At 73.5% G+C, this 21606-nt stretch carries 16 protein-coding genes; 8 read left to right on the top strand and 8 right to left on the bottom strand.

Annotated elements, in window-relative coordinates; genetic code table 11:
- Positions 1-30 precede the first annotated feature (30 nt).
- Complete coding sequence (locus tag LPC08_RS18715) at positions 31-1632, top strand: serine hydrolase domain-containing protein (RefSeq protein ID WP_230449746.1); 1602 nt, start codon at positions 31-33, stop codon at positions 1630-1632.
- A gap of 510 nt (positions 1633-2142) precedes the next feature.
- Here the strand turns inward: LPC08_RS18715 and LPC08_RS18710 are convergent.
- The 3 genes from LPC08_RS18710 to aceA all read right to left on the bottom strand — a co-directional run bounded on the left by LPC08_RS18710 (position 2143) and on the right by aceA (position 4096).
- Positions 2143-2331, bottom strand: a complete 189-nt coding sequence (locus tag LPC08_RS18710) for a soj family protein (RefSeq protein ID WP_230449745.1) — start codon at positions 2329-2331, stop codon at positions 2143-2145.
- Positions 2332-2499: 168 nt separating this feature from the next.
- Complete coding sequence (locus LPC08_RS18705) at positions 2500-2706, bottom strand: hypothetical protein (protein ID WP_230449744.1); 207 nt, start codon at positions 2704-2706, stop codon at positions 2500-2502.
- 31 nt (positions 2707-2737) lie between these two features.
- Positions 2738-4096 carry an isocitrate lyase gene (gene aceA, locus LPC08_RS18700; protein ID WP_230449743.1) on the bottom strand — a complete coding sequence of 453 codons (1359 nt, stop codon included), beginning with the start codon at positions 4094-4096 and terminating at the stop codon, positions 2738-2740.
- Between the two features lie 141 nt (positions 4097-4237).
- Here aceA and LPC08_RS18695 point away from each other — a divergent pair, with 141 nt between their 5' ends.
- Positions 4238-5647, top strand: coding sequence for a helix-turn-helix domain-containing protein (locus tag LPC08_RS18695; protein ID WP_230449742.1), 1410 nt, complete (start codon positions 4238-4240; stop codon positions 5645-5647).
- Between the two features lie 641 nt (positions 5648-6288).
- Here LPC08_RS18695 and LPC08_RS18690 read toward each other — a convergent pair.
- Both LPC08_RS18690 and LPC08_RS18685 read right to left on the bottom strand, forming a co-directional pair.
- A complete protein-coding gene (locus LPC08_RS18690; RefSeq protein WP_304622033.1) occupies positions 6289-7662 on the bottom strand; it encodes an ammonium transporter in 1374 nt (457 codons plus the stop codon).
- A 41-nt stretch (positions 7663-7703) separates the two neighbouring features.
- Positions 7704-8042, bottom strand: coding sequence for a P-II family nitrogen regulator (locus LPC08_RS18685; protein ID WP_230453111.1), 339 nt, complete (start codon positions 8040-8042; stop codon positions 7704-7706).
- 166 nt (positions 8043-8208) lie between these two features.
- Between LPC08_RS18685 and LPC08_RS18680 the strand changes: the two genes are divergently transcribed.
- The 3 genes from LPC08_RS18680 (at position 8209) to LPC08_RS18670 (ending at position 12002) form a co-directional block, all read left to right on the top strand.
- Positions 8209-9489: an FAD-dependent monooxygenase gene (locus LPC08_RS18680; protein ID WP_230449741.1), complete on the top strand. Its 1281-nt coding sequence runs from the start codon at positions 8209-8211 to the stop codon at positions 9487-9489.
- Positions 9490-9597: 108 nt separating this feature from the next.
- The gene (locus LPC08_RS18675; protein ID WP_230449740.1) at positions 9598-10602 is read left to right on the top strand and encodes a class I SAM-dependent methyltransferase; all 1005 of its coding nucleotides are present in this window, start codon (positions 9598-9600) and stop codon (positions 10600-10602) included.
- 59 nt (positions 10603-10661) lie between these two features.
- Positions 10662-12002 (top strand): hemolysin family protein, encoded by a 1341-nt coding sequence (locus LPC08_RS18670; RefSeq protein ID WP_230449739.1) that lies wholly within the window; start codon positions 10662-10664, stop codon positions 12000-12002.
- A 503-nt stretch (positions 12003-12505) separates the two neighbouring features.
- Here LPC08_RS18670 and LPC08_RS18665 read toward each other — a convergent pair.
- Positions 12506-13009, bottom strand: a complete 504-nt coding sequence (locus LPC08_RS18665; RefSeq protein ID WP_230449738.1) for a GNAT family N-acetyltransferase — start codon at positions 13007-13009, stop codon at positions 12506-12508.
- 274 nt (positions 13010-13283) lie between these two features.
- Here LPC08_RS18665 and shc point away from each other — a divergent pair, with 274 nt between their 5' ends.
- Together shc and LPC08_RS18655 are read left to right on the top strand one after the other, a co-directional pair.
- A complete protein-coding gene (shc, locus tag LPC08_RS18660) occupies positions 13284-15239 on the top strand; it encodes a squalene--hopene cyclase (RefSeq protein ID WP_230449737.1) in 1956 nt (651 codons plus the stop codon).
- A gap of 430 nt (positions 15240-15669) precedes the next feature.
- Positions 15670-16326 carry a phosphorylase family protein gene (locus tag LPC08_RS18655; RefSeq protein ID WP_230449736.1) on the top strand — a complete coding sequence of 219 codons (657 nt, stop codon included), beginning with the start codon at positions 15670-15672 and terminating at the stop codon, positions 16324-16326.
- On the opposite strand, the gene hpnH is transcribed toward LPC08_RS18655, so the two are convergent.
- Entirely contained in the window at positions 16279-17481 is a 1203-nt protein-coding gene (gene hpnH, locus LPC08_RS18650) for an adenosyl-hopene transferase HpnH (RefSeq protein ID WP_230449735.1), read from the bottom strand. The genes LPC08_RS18655 and hpnH overlap by 48 nt on opposite strands.
- Positions 17482-17487: 6 nt before the next feature.
- Positions 17488-18441 (bottom strand): 4-hydroxy-3-methylbut-2-enyl diphosphate reductase, encoded by a 954-nt coding sequence (ispH, locus tag LPC08_RS18645; RefSeq protein WP_230449734.1) that lies wholly within the window; start codon positions 18439-18441, stop codon positions 17488-17490.
- Positions 18442-18675: 234 nt separating this feature from the next.
- On the opposite strand from ispH, the gene LPC08_RS18640 reads away from it, so the two are divergent.
- Positions 18676-21348: an MMPL family transporter gene (locus LPC08_RS18640; RefSeq protein WP_230453110.1), complete on the top strand. Its 2673-nt coding sequence runs from the start codon at positions 18676-18678 to the stop codon at positions 21346-21348.
- Positions 21349-21606 lie beyond the last annotated feature (258 nt).

Here is a 21606-nt window from a genome sequence, read left to right as displayed (position 1 = left end):
CCGCACCGTCCTTTCGAAAGCCCTGGCCCCATGACCGGATTGGACCTGACCCTGATCGAGCGCCGCGTGGAGGCGCTGCTCGCCCCCTGGGCGACCCGGCCCGGTCCGGGCGCCACCCTGGGCATCGTGCTGGACGGGGAGCTGGCGGTGCGGCGGCATGCGGGGCTGGCCAGCGTCGAGCACGGCGTGCCGATCGGGCCGGGGACGTGCTTCCGCATCGCCTCCGTCTCCAAGCAGTTCACCTGCGCCGCCATCCTGATGCTAGCGGAGGAGGGGAAGCTCTCGCTGGAGGACGAGGCGCGGAGCCACCTGCCCGAGCTGCCGGAGCTGTCCGACCGGATCACCGTGGCGCAGCTGATGCACAACAGCTCCGGCATCCGCGACATGCTGGAGATCATGCGCCATGGCGGCGCCGATCTCGGCACGCCCGTCCGGCCCGAGGACCTGCTGGCCGGCATCTGCCGCCAGCGGACGCTGAACTTCACGCCCGGCACGCGCTTCCTCTACAGCAATTCGAACTTCCTGCTGCTCGGGCTGATCGTGGAGCGGGTGAGCGGCGAGAGCCTGCGCGGCTTCCTCGACCGGCGCATCTTCGCCCCGCTCGGCATGCGCGACACCCGCATGACGGAGAGCGTGCAGGAAGCCGTCCCCGGCCTCGCCACCGGCTATTTCGGCGAGGCCACGACCGGCTGGTCCCGCGCCCCCCACGCCTTCCCCCTGCATGGCGAGGGCGGGCTGGTCTCCTCCGTGCAGGATCTGGCGCTGTGGGACCGCAACTTCACCACCCGGCGCGTCGGCGGCACCTGGCTGGACGGGCTGGACCGGCAGACCCCCTTCGCCAACGGCACGGAGAACCGCTATGCCCGCGGCCTGGTGGTGCGGCCCTACCGGGGGCTGCGCACGGTCAGCCATGGCGGGCTCTGGCCGGGCTACCGCACCGAGTTCCTGCGCGTGCCGGAACAGGGGGTGACGGTGATCGCCATCGCCAACCTTGCCTCGATCGACCCGAACCTGCTGGCGCACCGCGCCCTGGATGCCGTGCTGGACGGACGGCCGGGCATCCACCCCGTGCCCGCCCTGCCGAAGCGCGCGGCGCTGGCGGGACTCGAGGGGCGCTACCGCGACCCGGAGACGGATACGACGCTGGAGATCGGCTTCACCGAGGCCGGGGCGCCGACGCTGACGCTGAACGGCATGATGGTGGTGGCGGAGGCGACGGAGGATGGCCGCCTCGCCTCGCCGCGCAGCAGCAGCGTCTTCACCCTGCGCGCCGCCGGCCCCGACGCGGTGGAGGTGGAACAGGATGCGGGGGTGAAGGGGCTCTGGCACCGCGTGCCGCCCGGCGCGGCGCTGCCCGAGGGGCTGGCCGGCACCTATCGCAGCGAGGAGACGGATGCCGTCTGGACGGTGCTGGAGAAGGACGGGAAAACCTGGGTGCAGTCCCGCGGGCCGGTCGCCGTCGGCCCGCTCTGGGAGGTGGAGGCGATCGAGGGCGACCTGATCCGCGTGCACACCCCCGGTACGCTCTGGCGCATCTGGCTCGACGTGCGGGTGCAGCGCGAGGGCGGCACCATCGCCGGACTGCTGGCCAGCGGCGGCCGCGTGAAGCGCATGCGCTACCGGCGGGAGTAGGGGGGACCGGCCTCCCCCGCCCCCGGCGGGCTCCGGTTCCGCAACTCGGCTGGAATGCCGGGCCGAGCCATGCGGACGACGGGATGACCTGACCCGTTGTGCTGTGGTGTTCGGGCGGGGGACCGGGAGGGGACGCCGGCCTGCGGCATCGACGCCGTGCGTCGATCCCCGTCCCAGACCCTCCCCTGCCGGGGCCACAAGCGGGCCCCGGTCCCCGCTGGGAGTTGGCTCTACGCGGCTGCCGTCAGCCTGCGGGCTGAACCCTGACGGACGCGGACAGGCGGGACGCTGAAAGAAACATCAACGGTGTCAGCGAGTGCGGAGGCCGGTCCCGCCGAGGAGCATGGCTCCTCGGCGCATCGACCCCGTCGCAGTCGTCTGCGCGGCAGCGCCCATCGGGTCCAGGGCCCACAGGGTCCTGGCGGAGTGGGGGTACGGGGGCGAGGCGGCGCCTTGCCCCCGGGGAACGGGTGCCACGCCCCCAATGGGGGATGCACCGCGCCGCCCGCATCATGCGGCCAGTCGACGCTCCAGGCTCTCCTGCGCCAGCGCGGCCGCGGCTTCGGCGAGGCGATCCGCGGCGTCCTCCGCGCCCATCTCCAGGCAGCAGCGCTCCAGATGCGCGATCATGCGCAGCAGCGCCTCCGGCTCCCGCCGTGCGTGATCGGCCCAGAGGAGGGGGGCGATGGGCGTATCCATGGGGGGGCTCCGGGGCTCGGCGGGATTCGGCGGGGCGGGGGATACACCGCCGGCGCGGCCGCCGTCACGCATTCCTTGCAGGGCGGCCCCGGCTTCCTGTCACGGGCGGCGCATGCGAAAGGCGGCGGGACCGGGGTCCCGCCGCCTCGCTGATCCTCGTGGAAGGGTTCAGTTCGCCTTGGTCATCGCCCCGCGCTCGGTGCAGGCCCAGGAATGCTCGTGGACCAGCCCGTCATCGTGGCTGTCGTCGCGGGCCGGCACGACGACCGGGGCGGGGCGGCCCAGCGTGCTGGTGGCGGAGATGACGGCGGGCGTCGGCTCCGAGGCCCAGGAGTGGCTGTGGACCAGGCCGTCGTCGTGATCGAGGTCGTTCATGGTGTCTGCTCCTTTCGTGGCTTCGGGGGGATTACTTGGCCAGCGCCGGCTCGGCCCGGGCGGCCGGGGCGTCGTCGTGGAACTGCGCGGCCTCGGTGGAATGGGCCAGCGCGGTGGTGGAGGAGTGGCCGCCGGCCGCCGCCGTGGCGACCGCGTCGAAGTAGCCCACGCCCACCTCGCGCTGGTGGCGGACGGCGGTGAAGCCCTCGGCCTCGGCGGCGAACTCGGCCTGCTGCAGCTCGCTGTAGGCGCCCATGCCGCGGTCCCTGTAGCCGCGGGCCAGCTTGAACATGGACAGGTTCAGGCTGTGGAAGCCGGCCAGGGTGACGAACTGGAACTTGTAGCCCATGGCCGCGATCTCGCGCTGGAAGGCGGTCGCCTGCTCGACGCCCATCTTCCGCTGCCAGTTGAAGCTGGGCGAGCAGTTATAGGCGAGCATCTTGCCCGGGAACTCCTTGTGGATCGCCTCCGCGAAGGCGCGGGCGTCGTCCAGGTCCGGGTCCGAGGTCTCCCACCACAGCAGGTCGGCATAGGGAGCGTAGGCGAGGGAACGCGCGATCGCGTAGTCCTTGCCGGCACCGGGCTTGATCCGGAAGAAGCCCTCGGCGGTGCGCTCGCCGGACAGGAAGGGCCGGTCGCGCTCGTCCACGTCGGAGGTGAGGAGCTGCGCGCTCTCCGCATCGGTGCGGCAGAGCAGCACGGTGGGCACGCCCTCCACATCGGCCGCGAGGCGGGCGGCGTTCAGGGTGCGGATGTGCTGGGAGATGGGCACCAGCACCTTGCCGCCCAGGTGGCCGCACTTCTTCTCGGAGGAGAGCTGGTCCTCGAAGTGCACGCCCGCCGCGCCCGCGTCGATCATGGCGCGCATCAGCTCGTAGGCGTTCAGCGCGCCGCCGAAGCCGGCCTCCGCATCCGCCACGATCGGCGCCATGTAGTGGGTCTGGTCGTCGGCCTTGCCGTCGAACTTCTCCATCGTCGCGATCTGGTCGGCGCGGCGCAGGCTGCTGTTGATGCGGCGCACCACGTTGGGCACGGAATCCACCGGATAGAGCGACTGGTCCGGGTACATCTGGCCGGAGGTGTTGGCATCCGCCGCCACCTGCCAGCCAGAGAGGTAGATCGCCTTCAGCCCCGCCTTCACCTGCTGCAACGCCTGCATGCCCGTCAGCGCGCCCAGCGTGTTCACATAGGGCTCCTCCTTGAGGAGCTTCCACAGCCGGCGCGCGCCCTGGTCGGCCAGGGTGTGCTTCACCCGGAAGGAGCCGGCGATGCGCTCCACGTCGGCGGGGGTGTAGTCGCGGCGGATGCCGTCGAAGCGGCCCGGCTCGCTACCCGGGCCGGTGCTGCCATCGGGGGCGTAACAGGGGCCGTTGTGGTTCGGGAAGTTCATGGCGTCGTCTCCAGCAGCGTCGTTCGCTGGGTCAATAATTCACATCGCACCGCAAAAGTTCAGCCCGCAAAGCCGGTGAAACCTCGCAAACCGGTAGCCCGATTGACGGTCGTTTCTGTAAAGCCGTAAATCCTGTAAATCATGGCCCGCACCCTCATCGGCCCCACCGTCCGCCGCCTGCGGCAGGAACGGTCCCGGACGCAGCAGGCCCTGGCCTCGCGGCTGGGCATCTCGGCCAGCTACCTGAACCTGATCGAGCACGACCAGCGGCCGGTCACCGCCTCCCTGCTGCTCAAGCTGGCGGAGGTGTTCCAGGTGGACCTCACCGCCCTCTCCGGCGCGCGGGAGCGACAGGTGGAGACGGGGCTGCGCGAGGTGCTGCGCGACCCCCTCCTCGGCCTCGACGCCGTGCCGGAGGCGGAGGTGGCGACGCTGGCCCAGGGCGCGCCGACGGCGGCCAAGGCGATGCTCGCGCTCTACCGCGCCTGGCGCGTGGCGCGGGAGGATGCGGGCGGGCTGGCGCTGCCCTCCGGGCGCAAGCTGCTGCTGCCGACGGAGGAGACGCGCGACTTCTTCCACGACCGCGCCAACCACTTCCCCGCGCTGGAGGAGGCGGCGGAGGCGATCGGGCGCGAGCTGCCCGACGCCCCGGCCGAGCTGAACCACGCCATCGCGGAGCGGCTGCGCGGCCGGCACGGCCTGTCCATCATGGTCGGCCCCACCGAGGGCACGCTGCGCCGCTACGACCCTGCCTCGCGCCGGCTGGACCTGTCGGAGGAGCTGCCGCGCGAAAGCCGCGGCTTCCACATGGCCTTCCAGCTCATGCTGATCGAGGCGCGCGACGCGGTGGAGGGCATCGTCGCCGCCGCGGCGCCCAGCACCCAGGAGGCGGGCAGCCTGATCCGCATCGGCCTGCTGAACTACGCCGCCGCCGCGCTGCTGATGCCCTATGAACGCTACCGCGAGGCGGCCGCCGCGCTGCGCCACGACCTCGACCGGCTGGCGGCGCGCTTCGGCGTCTCCTTCGAGCAGGCCTGCCAGCGCCTCACCACGCTGCAACGCGACGGCGCGCGCGGGGTGCCGTTCTTCTTCCTGCACGTCGATCCCGCCGGCAACGTCGGCAAGCGCTTCAGCGCGGCGGGCTTCCCCTTCGCGCGCTTCGGCGGCTCCTGCCCGCGCTGGATGGTGCACGGCGCCTTCTCGACGCCCGGCGTGCTGCGGGTGCAGCCGGTGGAGCTGCCGGACGGCGCCGCCTTCCTCACCATCGCCCGCACCGTGGAGGGCCGCGCTGCGCGCTGGGGCGAGCCGGTGCCCGTCCACGTCGTCGCCCTGGGCTGCGAGATCGGCCGCGCGGAGGAGGTGGTCTACGCCGACGGCCTCGACCTGGACCGGGCGCGGGTGGGGATCGGCCTGTCCTGCCGCCTCTGCGACCGCGCCGAATGCCGCAGCCGCGCCTTCCCGCCGCTGGAGCACCGACTCGCCCTCGATCCGGCCGTGGCAGGCTCGGCGCCCTACCGTTTCCGGACGCCGGAGCCGGGACGGGAACGCTGATCCCGCCGCACTCCGGATTGGCGGCCCGGGGTCGATGAGTGGCCTCGGCGCTCGTGGCCCGGGGGCAAGGCTCTGCCTCGCCCCCGATACCCCCACTCCGCCAGGACCCTGCGGGCCCTGGACCCGATCAGTGCTGCCGCGCGGATGACTGCGACGGGGTCGAGGCGCCGAGGAGCCATGCTCCTCGGCGGGTATGGCCGCAGCATTCGCTGACGTCTGCTGAGCTTTTACAGAGTCCCGCCTGTCCGCGCGCTGTCAGGGTTCAGCCCGGAGGCTGACACCCACCGCACAGAACCAACTCCCAGCGGGGACCGGGGCTCGCTTGTGGCCCCGGCGGGGGAGGGTCCGGGACGGGGATCGACGCACGGAGTCGATGCCGCAGGCCGGCGTTCCCTCCCGGTCCGCCGCCGGATCGGGAAGCATCGTTTCGGCGCTCCTCGCATCGGGTGCCGGCCCCGGCAGCCCGAATCTTGTTCGAAACGATAGGTGATGCCCGTTTTGCGGGCGAGGTACGCGCCATCTGCAACCGCTGGCCGGCGCCACCGGCGCCTGGCCCGGAAAGGAGAAGGGCACCGGCAGGTTCCCCCGCCGGTGCCCTTCCGGTTCCGCCCGCAGATGGCGGGCGGCTCAGGGGTGGGCGGTCAGCCCAGGCGCTCGCCGTGCAGGACGACGTCGAGGCCCTCGCGCTCCTCCTCCTCGCTGACGCGCAGGCCGACGATCACATCCACGATCTTGAGCAGGATCCAGCTCGCGATCGCGGTGTAGATGAAGGTGGCCGCCACCGCGTAGAACTGGGTGATCAGCTGCGCGACCGAGCCGACCGTGCCGTCCGGCGCGGCGGTGGTGGCCGAGAGCGGGCCGTAGGAGAAGACGCCCGTCAGCAGCGCGCCGACGATGCCGCACAGGCCGTGCACGCCGAAGGCGTCCAGGCTGTCGTCGTAGCCGCACCAGTGCTTCAGCGCGGTGGCGCCCCAGAAGCCGGTCAGGCCGGCGATCACGCCGATGACCAGGGCCGGGATCGGCAGGACGAAGCCGGCCGCCGGGGTGATGGCAACGAGGCCCGCGACGGCGCCGGAGATGGCGCCCAGCACCGAGGGCTTGCCCTTGAGGATCCACTCCGCGAAGACCCAGGCCAGGGTCGCGGCGGCCGCGGCCACCTGGGTCACCAGCATGGCCATGCCCGCGCGCCCGCCGGCGCCGCCGGCCGAGCCCGCGTTGAAGCCGAACCAGCCCACCCACAGCATGGAGGCGCCGATGACGGCGAAGGCCAGGTTGAAGGGGGAGAGGTTGTCGTGCCCCAGGCCCACGCGCTTGCCCAGCACCACGGCGCAGACCAGGCCGGCCACACCCGCGTTGATGTGCACCACCGTGCCGCCGGCGAAGTCCAGCGCGCCGAGGGCGAAGATCCAGCCGTTCGGGTGCCACACCCAGTGCGCGATCGGCGCGTAGATGACCAGCAGCCAGAGGATGGTGAAGAGCACCATCGCCGAGAACTTCATGCGCTCGGCATAGGCGCCGGTGATCAGCGCCGGCGTGATGATCGCGAAGGTCATCTGGAACATCACGAAGACGGTCTCGGGGATGGTGAAGGCCACCGCGCCGTCGCCCGTGCCCAGGCTGAAGGGGCTGTTCCAGTTCTCCGCCACGCCGTTCAGCAGCAGCTTGGACAGGTCGCCGACATAGGCGTTGCCCTCGCCGAAGGCGAGGCTGTAGCCGGCCACCATCCAGACGATCGTCGCGATCGCGGCGATCGCGAAGGACTGCATCAGCGTCGCCAGCACGTTCTTCTTGCGCACCATGCCGGCGTAGAACAGCGCCAGGCCCGGGATGGTCATCATCAGCACCAGCGCGGTGCTGGTCAGCATCCAGGCCGTGTCGCCCGTGTCGACCGTGGCCGCGGCGGCCGGCGCGGCCTCGGCCGCGGCCTCGGTTCCCGGGGTCACCTGCGCCAGGGCGGGAAGCGCCAGCAACAGGGCCGGGAGCGCCGCGGCCAGGCCACGGGCTGGAATTCGCATCGTTGTCTTGTCCTTCATGTCCGTCTGCCTCGCGGCTTCCCTCACAGCGCCGCGCTGTCGGTTTCGCCGGTGCGGATGCGCAGCGCCCGCTCCAGGTCCACGACGAAGATCTTGCCGTCGCCGATCTTGCCGGTCCGCGCCGTGTTGGCGATGGCCTCGACCACCGCGTCCACCATGTCGGACGCGACCGCGACCTCGATCTTCAGCTTCGGCAGGAAGCTCACATGGTACTCCGCGCCACGGTAGATCTCGGTCTGGCCCTTCTGCCGGCCGAAGCCCTTCACTTCCGTCACGGTCAGCCCCTGCACGCCGAGCGGAGTGAGCGCCTCGCGCACCTCGTCCAGCTTGAAGGGCTTGATGATCGCCATCACCAGCTTCATCACGCCGCGGCCCCCTTTCCTCCGCAGCCGCAACGGGATGCGAAGGGCGTGCCACGGTCGTTACAACCGGCGCGCCCGCACGGAATAAGCCGGGCCCGGCCCCTTGGCCTGCGAGGCAGACTGCTCAAATGCTGGGCAGCGGGGCAGGAAGGGGGCAAGCACGGCCATGCGGCAGGACAGCGCGGTTGAGGTCTGCGTGATCGGCGCGGGGCCGGTGGGCGCGACGCTCGCCGCGACGCTGGCCGCCGCCGGGGTGGCGACGGCGGTGGTCGATGCCGCGCCGCTGCCGCCGATGGAGCTGCCCGCCTTCGACGGCCGCGCCTATGCCATCGCCCGCAGCAGCCGCAACCTGCTGGAGGCCGCGGGGGTCTGGGCGGCGCTGCCGTCGGCGCCGGGCCCGATCCGGGAGATCCGGGTGACGGATGGCCGCCCGGGCGAGCCGCCCTCGCGCCTGCGGCTGCACTTCGATGCCCGGGAGGCCGGGGAAGGCGCCTTCGGGTGGATGGTCGAGGCGCGGGCGCTGCGGGTCGCGCTGAACCGGGTCCTCCATGCGCAGTCCGGGCCACGGGTCTTCGCGCCCGCCAGCCCGGCGGTGACGCGCGACGCGGCCGGGGCGCTGGTCCGCCTGCCGGATGGCACGCGAATCGCGGCGCGCCTGGTGGTGGGGGCGGAGGGGCGGGACAGCCCCCTCCGCCGGGCCGCGGGGATCGGCGCGGCGCGGCTGGACTACGGCCAGACCGGCCTGGTCCTGGCCATCGCGCACGAGCGGCCGCATGGCGGCGTGGCGCTGGAGCACTTCCTGCCGAACGGCCCCTTTGCCCAGCTCCCGCTGGCGCCCACGCCGGAGCATCCGCACCTCTCCTCCCTCGTCTGGTCCGAGCGCACGCCCCTCGCCCGGCACTTCCTGGCCCTGGACGACGACGCCCTGGAGCGGGAGGTGGCGCGGCGCCTGGGCGGCCATCTGGGGGCGGTGCGGGTGATCGGCCGGCGCTGGTCCTACCCGCTGGCGGCGATGCAGGCCGCGCGCTTCGTGGACACCCGGCTGGCCCTGGTCGGGGACGCCGCGCATGGCATCCATCCGATTGCCGGCCAGGGGCTGAACCTGGGCTTTCGCGATGCCGCCGCCCTGGCGGAGGCCACCATCGCCGCGCTCCATGCCGGCCAGGACCCCGGCGGCCCCGTGGCGCTCGCCCGCTACCAGGCGGCGCGGCGGCCGGACGCGCTGCTGATGCTCGGCGCCACCCATGCGCTGGAGCGGCTCTTCGGCAACGACCTGCCGCCCTTGCGCCTGGCCCGCCGCCTGGGCATCGCGGCGGTGGACCGGCTGCCGCCGGTCAAGCGGTTCTTCGCCCGCCGGGCCATGGGATTCGGCGGCGGGACGCTCGCCGGGCTGCTGGAGGGGCGGGGGCTGCTGCCGCCCGGATCCGTGGCGGCGGGGACGCGCTGACCGCTTTCCTGCCCACCTCCGCCCGATTCGGGTAAGCTTGCGGTTGTCGGCTTCGTGATTTCCGTTCACCAGACAGAACGGAGCGACGGGCGAGGCCGGGAGGCGGGTATGCTCGAGGTGACACTGGGGACGCGGGCGGGGGCCTGGGCGCTGCTGGACGACATCCTGGCCGGCAGCCGGGACCTCGTGGGCGTATGGGAGAACTGGCCCCGACTCTTCGAGCTGAGCCGCGACATCCTGCTCCGCCACGGCGAGGCCGGGGTGGCGCTGCTGCGCGAGCATCCCGTGGCGGCCTTCACCCGCGAATGCCCGCTGACCAACTGGTCCTGGCACCGGCCGCGCGGCTATCCCAACGATGCCCGCCTGTCGGACTTCTTCTACGGCCACGGCAGCATCGCCGAATCCGTCAGCGGAGCCTCGCCGCGCGGCCAGGACCTTCTGGCCTTCCACCAGCAGGGCGGGCTGGCCGAGGCGATCCGCGAGCGGCGCGCCCTGCTCGCACGCCTGGTGGACAGCACGGCGGAGCGGGTGGGCGAGGCGGAGGTGCTGACCCTCGGCGCCCAGCACCTGCGGGAAGCGGCGCTGGTAAGCCACGCCACGGAGCTGCGACGCTGGGTCGCGCTGGACCGCGACGCGGAGACGGCCGAGGAGATCGCGGACGCCTTCGCCGACCTGCCGGCGCTGACCGCGCTGCCGATCTCCCTGGAGCGCACGATGCTCCACCCGCTGGAGTTCGGGCGCTTCGACCTGGTCTATGCCGCCACGGGCTGCGAGTACCTCGCCGACCGGGAGGCGCGCCGGCTGGTGGAGGCGATGTTCGCGGTGCTCAAGCCCGGTGGCCAGGCCCTCCTCGCCAGCCTGCAGCCCGACCTGCCGGAGCTCGGCTACATGACCGCCTACATGGACTGGCGGCCGGCGCTGCGCGGCGAGGCGCAGCTCCGCAGCCTGCTGGACTGCATCCCGGACGCCGCCTGCACGCGCAAGTCGGTCTTCTCCGGCTGCAACGGGCGCATCGCCTATGCGCTGCTGGAGCGGGCGGGGGACCGGGGCCGCCGGCCCCGCGCCGTCCCCGGCGGGGCCCCGGCCCCGCCCTGGGACCGGCCGGCAGGCTGAGGCAGGGGCGGCTCGCCGCCCCGGTACCGGGACGGCGCGATCTGCCCTAGCCTCGCCGCATGCTGGAACTCGCCATCGTCCTTCTCCTGGTCATGCTCAACGGCGTCTTCGCGCTGTCCGAGCTCGCCGTGGTCTCGTCCCGGCCGCGGCGGCTGCAGGCCATGGAGGCGGAGGGGCGGCGCGGCGCGGCCTCCGCCCTGGCGCTGGCGCGCGATCCGGGGCGCTTCCTCTCCACCGTGCAGATCGGCATCACCCTGGTCGGCATTCTGGCCGGCGCCTATTCCGGCGAGGCGCTGGGCGGGCGCCTCGCCGCCTGGCTGCAGGCGCAGGGGCTCTCCGCCGCGGTGGCGCAGCCGCTGGGCTTCGGGCTGGTGGTGGCGCTGGTCACCTACCTCTCCATCGTCATCGGCGAGCTGGTCCCGAAGCGCTTCGCCCTGCGCAACCCGGAGGGCCTGGCCTGCACGGTGGCGCCGATCATGTCCGTCATCTCCCGCATCGCGGCGCCGCTGGTCTCCCTGCTGGACAGCTCGACCGGCCTGGTCTTCCGCCTGCTGGGCGTGGGCCCCGAGGAGGAGAGCAAGGTGACGGACGAGGAGATCCGCTCCCTCGTCGCCGAGGCCGAGGGCGCCGGCACCATCGAGCCGGCGGAGCGCCGCCTGATCAGCGGGGTGATGCGGCTGGGCGACCGGCCGGTCCGGGGGGTGATGACGCCGCGCACCGACATCGACTGGCTGGACGCCGATGCCGACGAGGCGAAGGTGCGCGAGGTGCTGACCACCACCCCGCATTCCCGCCTCCCCGTCTCCAGCGGCCCGGGCGGCGAGATGATCGGGGTGGTGCAGACCCGCGAGATGCTGGCCCGGGCCCTGGCCGGGGAGAGGCTGGACGTGCGCGCCCATGTCCGGCCCGCCCCGGTCATCCCCGACACCGCCGACGCGCTGGATGCGCTGGACGTGCTGCGCGAGGCGGAGGTGCCGATGGCGCTGGTCCATGACGAGTACGGCCATTTCGAGGGGGTCGTGGTCCCTGCCGACCTGCTGGAGGCCATCGCCGGCGTCTTCCGCGCCGACATGGAGCCGGAGGAGGAGGAAGGCGCGGTGCAGCGCGACGACGGATCCTGGCTGCTCGCCGGCTGGCTGCCCGCGGACGAGATGGCCGAGCACCTCGGCGTGCGGCTGCCGGAGAACCGCGACTACCAGACGGTGGCCGGCCATGTCCTGGCCGCCTTCGGCCGCCTGCCCGCCGTGGGCGAGCACGTCGAGGTGGGCGGCTGGCGCTTCGAGGTGGTGGACCTGGACGGCAACCGCATCGACAAGGTCCTGGCCAGCGAGGTCACAGCGTCGTCCGCGCCCCGGCTGCATCGCAAGGCAGGAGTCCTGCCGGCCGGCCGGAGTGGCTGATCCGGACGGCGGGATGCCGTGATCCGTGTCGGCACGGGGGCGCCCGTGGCCCGGGGGCAAGGCTCTGCCTCGCCCCCGTACCCCCACTCCGCCAGGACCCTGCGGGCCCTGGACCCATTTGGCGCTGCCGCGGGACAGCCTGATACGGGGTCGAGGCGCCGAGGAGCCATGCTCCTCGGCGGGACCGGCCTCCGCACTCGCTGACGCGCTCTGAAGCTTTATTCAGAGTCCCGCCTGTCCGCGCTCCGTCAGGGTTCAGCCTGCAGACTGATACCTACCGCACAGAACCAACTCCCAGCGGGGACCGGGGCCCGCTTGTGGCCCCGGCAGGGGAGGGTCTGGGAGGGGACGGCGTCCCCTCCCGGTCCGCCGCCGGAACACGACAGCACAACGGGTCAGATCATCCCGCCGCCGGTATGACCACCGGCAGGCTGACCTCCGGCGGGCGGGCCCTCGGGCGGCCGGCCGGGATGCGGCGGCGCACGCGATCCGGCAGGGCCGGTTCACGCGCCCGGACGAAGCCTGCCCTCGGCGCGCTGCTCCAGGGGCAGCCGCAGCACCAGAGCGTCCGAGCCGTCGGCGTAGTAGCGTCGGCGCCGTCCCACCTCGCCGCACCCCAGTGCCGCATAGAGCGCCCGTGCGGGGGCATTGGCCTCCGAGACTTCGAGGAACAGCGCCGCCGCCCCCCGCCGCGCCGCCTCGGCCGCGGCGGCCGCGACCAGCGCCCCGCCCAGACCGCGCCGACGGGCGGCGGGATGGACGGCCAGGGTCAGCACCTCCGCCTCGTCCGCCACGGCGCGGGCCATGACGAAGCCGCTCTCCAGGCGGAGGGCAAAGGCGCCGGGCATCTCCAGCATCAGCCGCAGCGCGTCCGGGCCCCAGGCCTCGCCCACCGGGAAGGCGGCGGCATGCAGCGGCGCCAGCGCCCCGGCCTCCTCCTGCCCCACCAGGCGCGGGACGGGGTCTGCGCCGCCCGCCTCGCCCCGTGCCGTCGCAGCCCCCGTCACCCGTCCCTCCGGTCCGCATCCCTTGCCGCATGCGCTCTAGCATGCGGCCTGGAGGCGGGGTCCATGCCCGTGGGCGGGGCCGTGCCGCGGCCACGCGGACCGGCGGCCCCCTCGCCCCGGACCCCGGGGAGGGCAGGGCGGCCATGCTGACGCGGTGCAGCGAACGGCTGGACTTCGGCCGCCCGCCCCGCCACGATCCGTCAGGCGGTGCGCCCCCGCCGCGATGCAACCGGTTTCCGCTAGGCGAGAGACGGCTTCGGACATGAATGATGGGATGGTCGCCGTCCCCGCCAGGAACGCGGAGGCCGGGCTGGACGGGCTCGAGGCGAGTCTCGGCCGCGCCGCCCGCGCCCTGCTCGACGTGCAGCGGCCGGACGGGCACTGGGTCTTCGAGCTGGAGGCGGACGCCACCATCCCGGCCGAGTACGTGCTGCTGCGCCACCACCTGGGCGAGCCGGACGACCTGGAGCTGGAGCGGCGGATCGGCAACTACCTCCGCCGCATCCAGGGCGGGCATGGCGGCTGGCCGCTGTTCCATGGCGGGGCCTTCGACCTCAGCGCGTCGGTGAAGGCCTATTTCTGCCTGAAGATGATCGGCGACGACCCGGCGGCGCCCCACATGGCGCGCGCCCGGGCGGCGATCCTGGCCCATGGTGGCGCGGCGCGGGCCAATGTCTTCACCCGCATCCTCCTCGCCCTGTACGGGGAGCTGCCCTGGACCCGCATCCCCACCATCCCGGTGGAGATGGTACTGCTGCCGCGCTGGTTCCCCGTCCACCTCTCCAAGATGTCCTACTGGGCGCGCACCGTGCTGGTGCCGCTGCTGGTGCTGCAGGCGAGGCGCGCCCGCGCCCGCAACCCGCGCGGCGTGCGCATCCCCGAGCTGTTCCGGTCCAGCCGCTTCCCGCTGCGGCGCGGGCGCCAGCATCACCACAGGGGCTGGGCGCTGTTCTTCAACGGTTGCGACGTGGCGCTGAAGGCGGCCGAGCCGCTCTGGCCGGAACGGCTGCGCGGGCGCGCCATCCGCCGCTGCGTGGAGTTCGTGACGGAGCGGCTGAACGGCGAGGACGGGCTCGGCGCGATCTATCCCGCCATGGCCAATGCGGTGATGATGTACGACGTGCTGGGCTATCCGCCCGAGCATCCGGACCGCGCCACCGCCCGCCGCGCCGTCGAGAGGCTGCTGGTGATCGGCGAGGACGAAGCCTATTGCCAGCCCTGCGTCTCGCCCGTCTGGGATACGGCGCTGGCCGCCCATGCGATGATGGAGGTCGGCGGCGCCCCCGCCGAGGCCGCCGCCCTGCGCGCCCTCGCCTGGCTCAAGCCCCTGCAGGAGCTGGAGGCGGTGGGCGACTGGGCCGTGCAGCGCCCCGGGCTGCGCCCCGGCGGCTGGGCCTTCCAGTACCGCAACGCGCACTATCCCGATCTCGACGACACCGCCGTGGTGGTGATGGCGATGGACCGCGCGCGTCACGGGCTGGACGCGAACGGCTACGACGAATCCATCGCCCGCGGCGCCGAATGGACCATGGGGCTGCAAAGCCGTGACGGCGGCTTCGGCGCCTTCGACGCCGACAACGACAACCACTACCTGAACAACATCCCCTTCGCCGACCACGGCGCGCTGCTGGACCCGCCCACGGCCGATGTCAGCGCCCGCGTCATCAGCATGATGGCGCAGCTCGGGGAGAAGCCGGACAGCCCGCGGATGCGGGACGCGCTGGCCTATCTGCTGCGCGAGCAGGAAGCGGATGGCAGCTGGTTCGGCCGCTGGGGGGTGAACTACATCTACGGCACCTGGTCCGCCCTCTGCGCGCTCAACGCGGCCGGGCTGGAACCGCAGCACGCGGCCATCGCCCGCGCGGCCGCCTGGCTCGCCGGCATCCAGAACGCGGATGGCGGCTGGGGGGAGGACTGCGCCAGCTATGGCCTCGACTACGCCGGCTACCGGCCCTACCCCTCCACCGCCTCGCAGACGGCCTGGGCGCTGCTGGGGCTGATGGCGGCGGGGGAGGTGGATTCGCCCGCCGTGCGGCGCGGCGTCGCCTGGCTGCAACAGCATCAGGACGCGGACGGGCTCTGGAGCCAGGAAGCCTATACGGGCGGCGGCTTCCCGCGCGTCTTCTACCTCCGCTACCACGGCTATCCGAAGTTCTTCCCGCTCTGGGCCCTCGCGCGCTACCGCAACCTCCGCCGTGGCAACGCCGCCCGGCCGGCCCACGGGATGTGAGAGGCAGCGTCGCTCCCCGGTCAAGGGGGGACGGCTCCTCCCTGCCCCTCCCAGACCCTCCCCTGTCGGGGCCACAAGTGGGCCCCGGTCCCCGCTGGGAGCCTGGTGCTGCGTGGCTGCCGTCAGCCTGCGGGCTGAACCCTGACGGTACGCGGACAGGCGGGACCCTGAAAAAGCTTCAAAGGCGTCCGCGAGTGCGGCGGCCGTACCCGCCGAGGAGCCAAGCTCCTCGGCGCTGTGACCCCGTCGCAGACTGTCCCGCGGCAGCACTGATCGGGTCCAGGGCCCGCAGGGTCCTGGCGGAGTGGGGGTATCGGGGGCGAGGCAGAGCCTTGCCCCCGGGCCACGGGTGCCCCGCCGGCCCGGATCAGGGCATCGCACCGCCCGTATCAGCGGGGTCCGGAGCCTTGCCCCGGGCCACGGGCGCGCCGTGAGGCTCCTCGTCGTCACCGGCCTGCGCCGCGAGGCCCGCATCCTGTCCGGCCCGGGCATCGAGACCGTTGCCGGCGGGGGCGATGCCGCCCGGCTGGAGGCGGTGCTGGGGGATGCCGTGCGGATCGCGCGGGGCGTGATCAGCCTGGGCATCGCGGGGGCGCTGGCGCCGGGGCTGGCACCGGGCGACTGGGTGGTGGCGGAGGCGGTGCTGGACGGGGCCGAGGCGATCCCGGCCGACGCGGCGTGGCGCGACCGGCTGGCGGCGGCGCTGCCCGGGGCGCGGACCGGGCTGCTGCTGGGCAGCGACACGATGGTGGCGGATGCGGCCGCGAAGGCCGCGCGGCATGCGGCGACGGGGGCCATCGCCGTGGACATGGAATCACACGTCGCGGCGCGGGTGGCGCGGCGGCACGGGGTGCCCTTCGCGGCCGCGCGGGTGGTGTCGGACGCGGCGGATCGCGACCTGCCGCCGGCCGCGCGGGTGGGAATGCGGCCGGATGGGGGAATGGACCTGCCGGCCGTGCTGCGCGCGCTGGCGGCACGGCCGGGGCAGTTGCCCGCCCTGCTGCGGACGGGGTGGGAGGCGGAGCGGGCCTTCTGCGCGCTACTCCGCGGCCGGAAGGCTCTCGGGCCGGGACTCGCCGCTGCCTGAGCGGGTGACGCGCACGCGCGGACCGTGCTTGGCCGCGCGGGGCTGGGCGCGGATTTCCGCCAGCTTCTTCTCCACATGGCCGGAGAAGACGAACTCCGCCGGGCGCTGGTCGTCGAGCGGGATGTCCTGTGCCATCGGCCCTTCCGTGCGCACGCCGCGCAGGGTGACGGCCAGGGCCTTGAGGGGGTTCCTCACCATGTCCTGCACCGCCGAGGCCTCGAAGCCGGAATGGACCATGCAGTCGGCGCACTTCTCATAGTGGCCGACGCCGTACTTGCCCCACTCCGTGTCGTCCATCAGCTCCCGGAAGGTCCTGGCGTAGCCCTCGCCCAGCAGGTAGCAGGGCTTCTGCCAGCCGAAGACGGTGCGGGTCGGGTTGCCCCAGGGCGTGCAGCGGTACGCCTCGTTGCCGGCCAGGAAGTTCAGGAACATGCGGCTCTGGGTGAAGGGCCAGGCCTTGCCGCCGCGCCCGCGCGACAGGATGCCGCGGAACAGCTCCTTGGTCTTCGTGCGGTTCAGGAAGTGCTGCTGGTCCGGCGCGCGCTCATAGGCATAGCCGGGCGAGACGGTGATGCCGTCCAGCCCGATCGCCTTCATCTCGTCGAAGAAGGCCGCCGTCTGCGCCGGGTCGGCGTCGTTGAACAGGGTGCAGTTGATGCTGACCTGGAAGCCCTTGGACTTCGCCAGCCGGATCGCCTCCACGGCCTTGTCGTAGACGCCCTCCTGGCACACCGACCTGTCGTGCATCGCCTGGTTGCCGTCGAGGTGGATGGACCAGGTGAAGGCGGGGCTGGGCGTGTAGTCGTCGATCTTCTTGGCCAGCAGCAGGGCGTTGGTGCAGAGGATGACGAACTTCTTCCGCGCCAGGAAGCCGCGCACGATCTCCGGCATGTCCCGGTGCAGCAGCGGCTCGCCGCCGGCGATGGAGACGACGGGCGCGCCGCACTCGTCGATCGCCGCCATGCAGTCCTCGACGGAGAGGCGCTGGTTCAGGATCTCGTTCGGGTAGTCGATCTTGCCGCAGCCGGCGCAGGCCAGGTTGCAGCGGAACAGCGGCTCCAGCATCAGCACCAGCGGGTAGCGCTTCCGTCCGGTGACCTGCTGCTTGAGCAGGTAGGCCCCGATCCGGGCCGCCTGCATCAGGGGAATGCCCAACGCGATCTATCCTTGCTGCGCGGCGCCGGCGGCCGCCGGCGTCCGGAGTTCGACGGGGAGGCGGAACTCGACCTCCTCCCGCAGCCCGCTCATCGGCTGCACCTCGATCTCGGCGTGGCGGCGGAGCGCCGCGATCACGTCGAGCACCAGCTCCTCGGGGGCCGAGGCGCCGGCGGTCAGCCCGACCGTGCCTACCCCATCCAGCCAGGCCGGGTCCAGTTCGCCGCCATCGGCGATGAGGTGGCTCGGCAGCCCGTACTCCGCCCCGATCTCCCGCAGGCGGTTGGAGTTGGAGCTGTTGCGGCCGCCCACCACCAGCAGCAGGTCCACCTGGGCACAGAGGTCTCGCACGGCGGACTGGCGATGCTGGGTGGCATAGCAGATGTCCGACACCTCCGGCCCCTCCAGGTCGCGGAAGCGTGCCTTCAGCGCCGCGATCACCCCGCGCGTGTCGTCCACGCTGAGCGTCGTCTGGGTGACGTAGGCGATGGGCGTGTCCATGGGCAGGTCGAGCGCCGCGACCTCCTCGACACTGGAGACGAGGTGAACCCGCGCGTCGATCTGGCCGATCGTGCCCTCCACCTCCGGATGGCCGGCATGGCCGATCAGCACCAGGGTCCGCCCGCGCGCGACGTAGCGCTTGCCCTGCATGTGCACCTTGGCCACCAGCGGGCAGGTGGCGTCCAGCACCGGCAGGCCGCGGCCTGCCGCGTCGTCGATGACCGACTGGGCGACGCCATGCGCGCTGAAGATGGTCACCGCCCCGTCCGGAATCTCGGACAGGTCTTCCACGAAGACGGCGCCCTTGCGGCGCAGCGCCTCCACCACGTGGCGGTTGTGCACGATTTCGTGACGGACATAGACCGGCGCCCCGAACCGCTCGAGCGAACGCTCCACGATCTCGATGGCACGGACGACCCCGGCGCAGAAGCCGCGAGGCTGGGCAAGGAGAACCCGCATGCAGGCCATTCCTCCGGTGGCGGAGACTGCGTTCGGATGCCCGGCGATGCTGGCGGTCCCGAAGCGAGGATAGGTCGGGGCCCCCCGGCCCGGAAGCCCGTTTCGCAGGGTCGAAGACGCGGGTGGGGCGGGCGCGCCGGATTCGGGCCGCCGCGACAGGCCAGGCCGGGCCGGGGTTGACGCCGGGCGGCAGGGCAGGGGAGTGGGCGGCCCCAGCCTGAGGGGAGCCTCGCCCTGCCTGTCCCGGACCCGCATTCCGCCCCCGCCTCGGACCCCCTGTCGGCTCCCGCATCGGCCGGCGCGCGGCTGCTCGGACGGATCGTCGCGGCCAGCGCGGCCCGCCCCTGGCTGGTCCTGCTGCTCGGCCTGCTGCTGGCCGCCGGGTCGCTGGCCTATGGCGCGCGGCACTTCGCCATGACCGCCGACACGGCGGAGCTGATCGACCCCGGCCTGGACTGGCGCCAGCGCGAGATCGCCTGGGACCAGGCCTTCCCGCAGCAGGTGGACGTCACCCTGGCGGTGATCGACGGCGCCACGCCGGAGCTGGCGGCCGCGGCGGCGGAGCGGCTGGCCACGGCGTTGCGGGCACAGCCGGGGATGTTCCGCAGCGTGCGGGAGCCGGGCGGCGGGCCCTTCTTCGCCCGCCACGGCCTGCTGCTGCTGCCGCTGGAGGAGGTCCGCGCGCGGATGGAGCAGCTGGTCCGGGCCCAGCCCTTCCTGGGGCCGCTGGCCGCCGATCCCAGCCTGCGCGGCGTCCTGGGGGCGGTGGGGCTGCTGCTGGAGGGGGTGGAGCGGGGGCAGGCGTCGCTGGGCGACGTCGCCCCGGCGCTGGACGGGCTGGCCGGGAGCTTCGCCGCGGCGGCCGAGGGCCGGCCGGCCTTCTTCTCCTGGCAGGCGCTGGTCGAGGGGCGCGCGCCCGGCCTGCGCGAGACGCGCCGCTTCGTGCTGGTGCAGCCGGTGATGGACTTCACGGCGCTGGAGCCGGGAGCGGCGGCGAGCGAGGCGATCCGTGCCACCGCCGCCTCGCTGGGCCTGGCGCCGGAGCAGGGCGTGACGGTCCGCCTGACCGGCCCGGTGCCGCTGGCGGACGAGGAGTTCGTCACCCTGGCCGAGAACTGGCAGCTGGTGACGGGTGCCATGCTGCTGGCCCTGGTTGGCATCCTGTGGCTGGCCGTCCGCTCCGGGCGCACCGTCGCGGCGATCCTGGCGACCACGCTGATCGGGCTGGCAGCCACCGCCGGCCTCGGCCTCTGGGCGGTCGGCCGCTTCAACCTGATCTCCGTCGCCTTCATCCCGCTCTTCGTCGGGCTGGGGGTGGATTTCAGCATCCAGCTCAGCGTCCGCACGCTGGCGGAGCGCCTCTCGCGCCCCGGGCTGCGGGAGGCGCTGGAGGCGGCGGGGCGGGGCGTCGGCGGCGGGCTGGCGCTGGCGGCGGCCGCCATCGCCCTGGGGTTCTTCGCCCTGCTGCCGACCAGCTTCGTGGGCGTGGCGGAGCTGGGCGCGATCGCCGGGCTGGGGATGGTGGTGGCCTTCCTGCTCTGCCTCACCCTGCTGCCCGCGCTGCTGGTGCTGCTGCGGCCCGCGCCGGACGCGCTGGCGGAGGCGGGCTTCCCCGCCCTGGCCCCGATGGAGGCGGCGCTGGCACGGCACCGGCGCGCGGTGCTGGCCGTCTCCGCCCTGGCCGCGCTCGGCTCGGCCGCGCTGCTGCCCTGGCTGCGCTTCGACTTCAACCCGATGCACCTGCGCAGCCCGCATGTGGAGTCGATGGCGACGCTGCACGACCTGATGCGCGACCCGGAGCGCACGCCCAACACCATCAACGTGCTGCTGCCCTCGCCGGCGGAGGCGGAGGCGATGGCCCGCCGGCTGGAGGCGCTGCCGGAGGTGGCGGGCACCCTCACCCTGGCCACCTTCGTGCCGGCGCAGCAGGAGGAGAAGCTGGCCGCCATCGCCGATGCCGCGATGCTGCTGGAGCCGGCGCTGGAAGCCGCCGCGCCGCCCGCGCCGCCCGACGACGCCGCCCTGGCGCGGCGGATGGCGGAGACCGCGGCGGCACTGCGCCGGGCGGCGGGGCAGGGGGACAGCGACCCGCCCGCCGCCGCGGCCCGGCGCCTGGCCGTGGCGCTGGAGCGTCTGGCGGGCGGCCCGCCGGAGGCGCGCGCCGCGGCCGCCCAGGCCGTCGTGGCGCCGCTGGAGGTGCTGCTCGGCCAGCTCCGGGCGCTGCTCCAGGCCGGGCCGGTGACGCGCGAGAGCCTGCCCCCCGACCTGGTGGCCGACTGGGTGGCGCGTGACGGGCGCTACCGGGTCGAGGCGCTGCCGCGCGGCGATTCCGCGGACAACGCGGTGCTGCTCCGCTTCTCCGACGCGATCCTGGCTCTCGCGCCCGAGGCGGTGGGGCCGCCCATCTCCATCCGCGAGGCCGGCGGCATGGTCGTCACCGCCTTCCTGCAGGCCGGGGCCCTGTCCGGCCTCGCCATCGTGCTGCTGCTGGCGCTGGTGCTGCGGCGCGCCCGCGACGTGGTGCTGACCATGCTGCCGGTGCTGCTCAGCGGCGTGCTGACCCTCGCCTCCTGCGCCCTGCTCGACTGGCCGCTGAACTTCGCCAACATCATCGCGCTGCCGCTGCTGTTCGGCATCGGCGTGGCCTTCAACATCTACTTCGTCATGGCTTGGCGCGCCGGCGAGGCGCACCTGCTGCAATCCAGCCTGACCCGCGCCATCGTCTTCAGCGCCCTGACCACAGCCACCGCCTTCGGCGCGCTGTGGCTGTCCAGCCACCCCGGCACCGCCAGCATGGGCCGCCTGCTGATGCTCTCCCTGGCCTGGGAACTGCTCGTCTCCCTGCTGGTCCGCCCCGCCCTGCTGGCCGTGCCGCCAAGCGAGCTGCGCCACGCCGGCGGCGGCTGACGCGGATCGCGGGCTGTCGCGCCGTCGTGTTCGGGCGTCGGACCGGGAGGGGACGCCGTCCCCTCCCAGACCCTCCCCTGCCGGGGCCACAAGCGGGCCCCGGACCCCGCTGGGAGTTGGCTCTTCGCGGCTGCCGTCAGCCTGCGGACTGAACCCTGACGGCGCGCGGACAGGCGGGACTCCAGAAGAAATCCAGAAGGCGTCAGCGAATGCTGCGGCCGTACCCGCCGAGGAGCATGGCTCCTCGGCGCTGTGACC

The organism is Roseomonas sp. OT10 (assembly GCF_020991085.1).
In the GTDB taxonomy this organism is placed as follows: Bacteria; Pseudomonadota; Alphaproteobacteria; order Acetobacterales; family Acetobacteraceae; genus Roseomonas; species Roseomonas cutis.
This window is presented reverse-complemented; position numbering and strand designations above follow the sequence as displayed.

Excerpts from the sequence above, each read along its gene's own strand:
- ispH (WP_230449734.1), bottom strand. The coding sequence starts at position 18,441 with ATGCGGGTTCTCCTTGCCCAGCCTCGCGGCTTCTGCGCCGGGGTCGTC.
- LPC08_RS18690 (WP_304622033.1), bottom strand. The coding sequence starts at position 7,662 with ATGCGAATTCCAGCCCGTGGCCTGGCCGCGGCGCTCCCGGCCCTGTTG.
- LPC08_RS18670 (WP_230449739.1), top strand. The coding sequence starts at position 10,662 with ATGCTGGAACTCGCCATCGTCCTTCTCCTGGTCATGCTCAACGGCGTC.
- shc (WP_230449737.1), top strand. The coding sequence starts at position 13,284 with ATGGTCGCCGTCCCCGCCAGGAACGCGGAGGCCGGGCTGGACGGGCTC.
- aceA (WP_230449743.1), bottom strand. The coding sequence starts at position 4,096 with ATGAACTTCCCGAACCACAACGGCCCCTGTTACGCCCCCGATGGCAGC.
- LPC08_RS18685 (WP_230453111.1), bottom strand. The coding sequence starts at position 8,042 with ATGAAGCTGGTGATGGCGATCATCAAGCCCTTCAAGCTGGACGAGGTG.
- LPC08_RS18710 (WP_230449745.1), bottom strand. The coding sequence starts at position 2,331 with ATGGATACGCCCATCGCCCCCCTCCTCTGGGCCGATCACGCACGGCGG.
- LPC08_RS18695 (WP_230449742.1), top strand. The coding sequence starts at position 4,238 with ATGGCCCGCACCCTCATCGGCCCCACCGTCCGCCGCCTGCGGCAGGAA.
- LPC08_RS18715 (WP_230449746.1), top strand. The coding sequence starts at position 31 with ATGACCGGATTGGACCTGACCCTGATCGAGCGCCGCGTGGAGGCGCTG.
- LPC08_RS18680 (WP_230449741.1), top strand. The coding sequence starts at position 8,209 with ATGCGGCAGGACAGCGCGGTTGAGGTCTGCGTGATCGGCGCGGGGCCG.
- LPC08_RS18675 (WP_230449740.1), top strand. The coding sequence starts at position 9,598 with ATGCTCGAGGTGACACTGGGGACGCGGGCGGGGGCCTGGGCGCTGCTG.
- LPC08_RS18705 (WP_230449744.1), bottom strand. The coding sequence starts at position 2,706 with ATGAACGACCTCGATCACGACGACGGCCTGGTCCACAGCCACTCCTGG.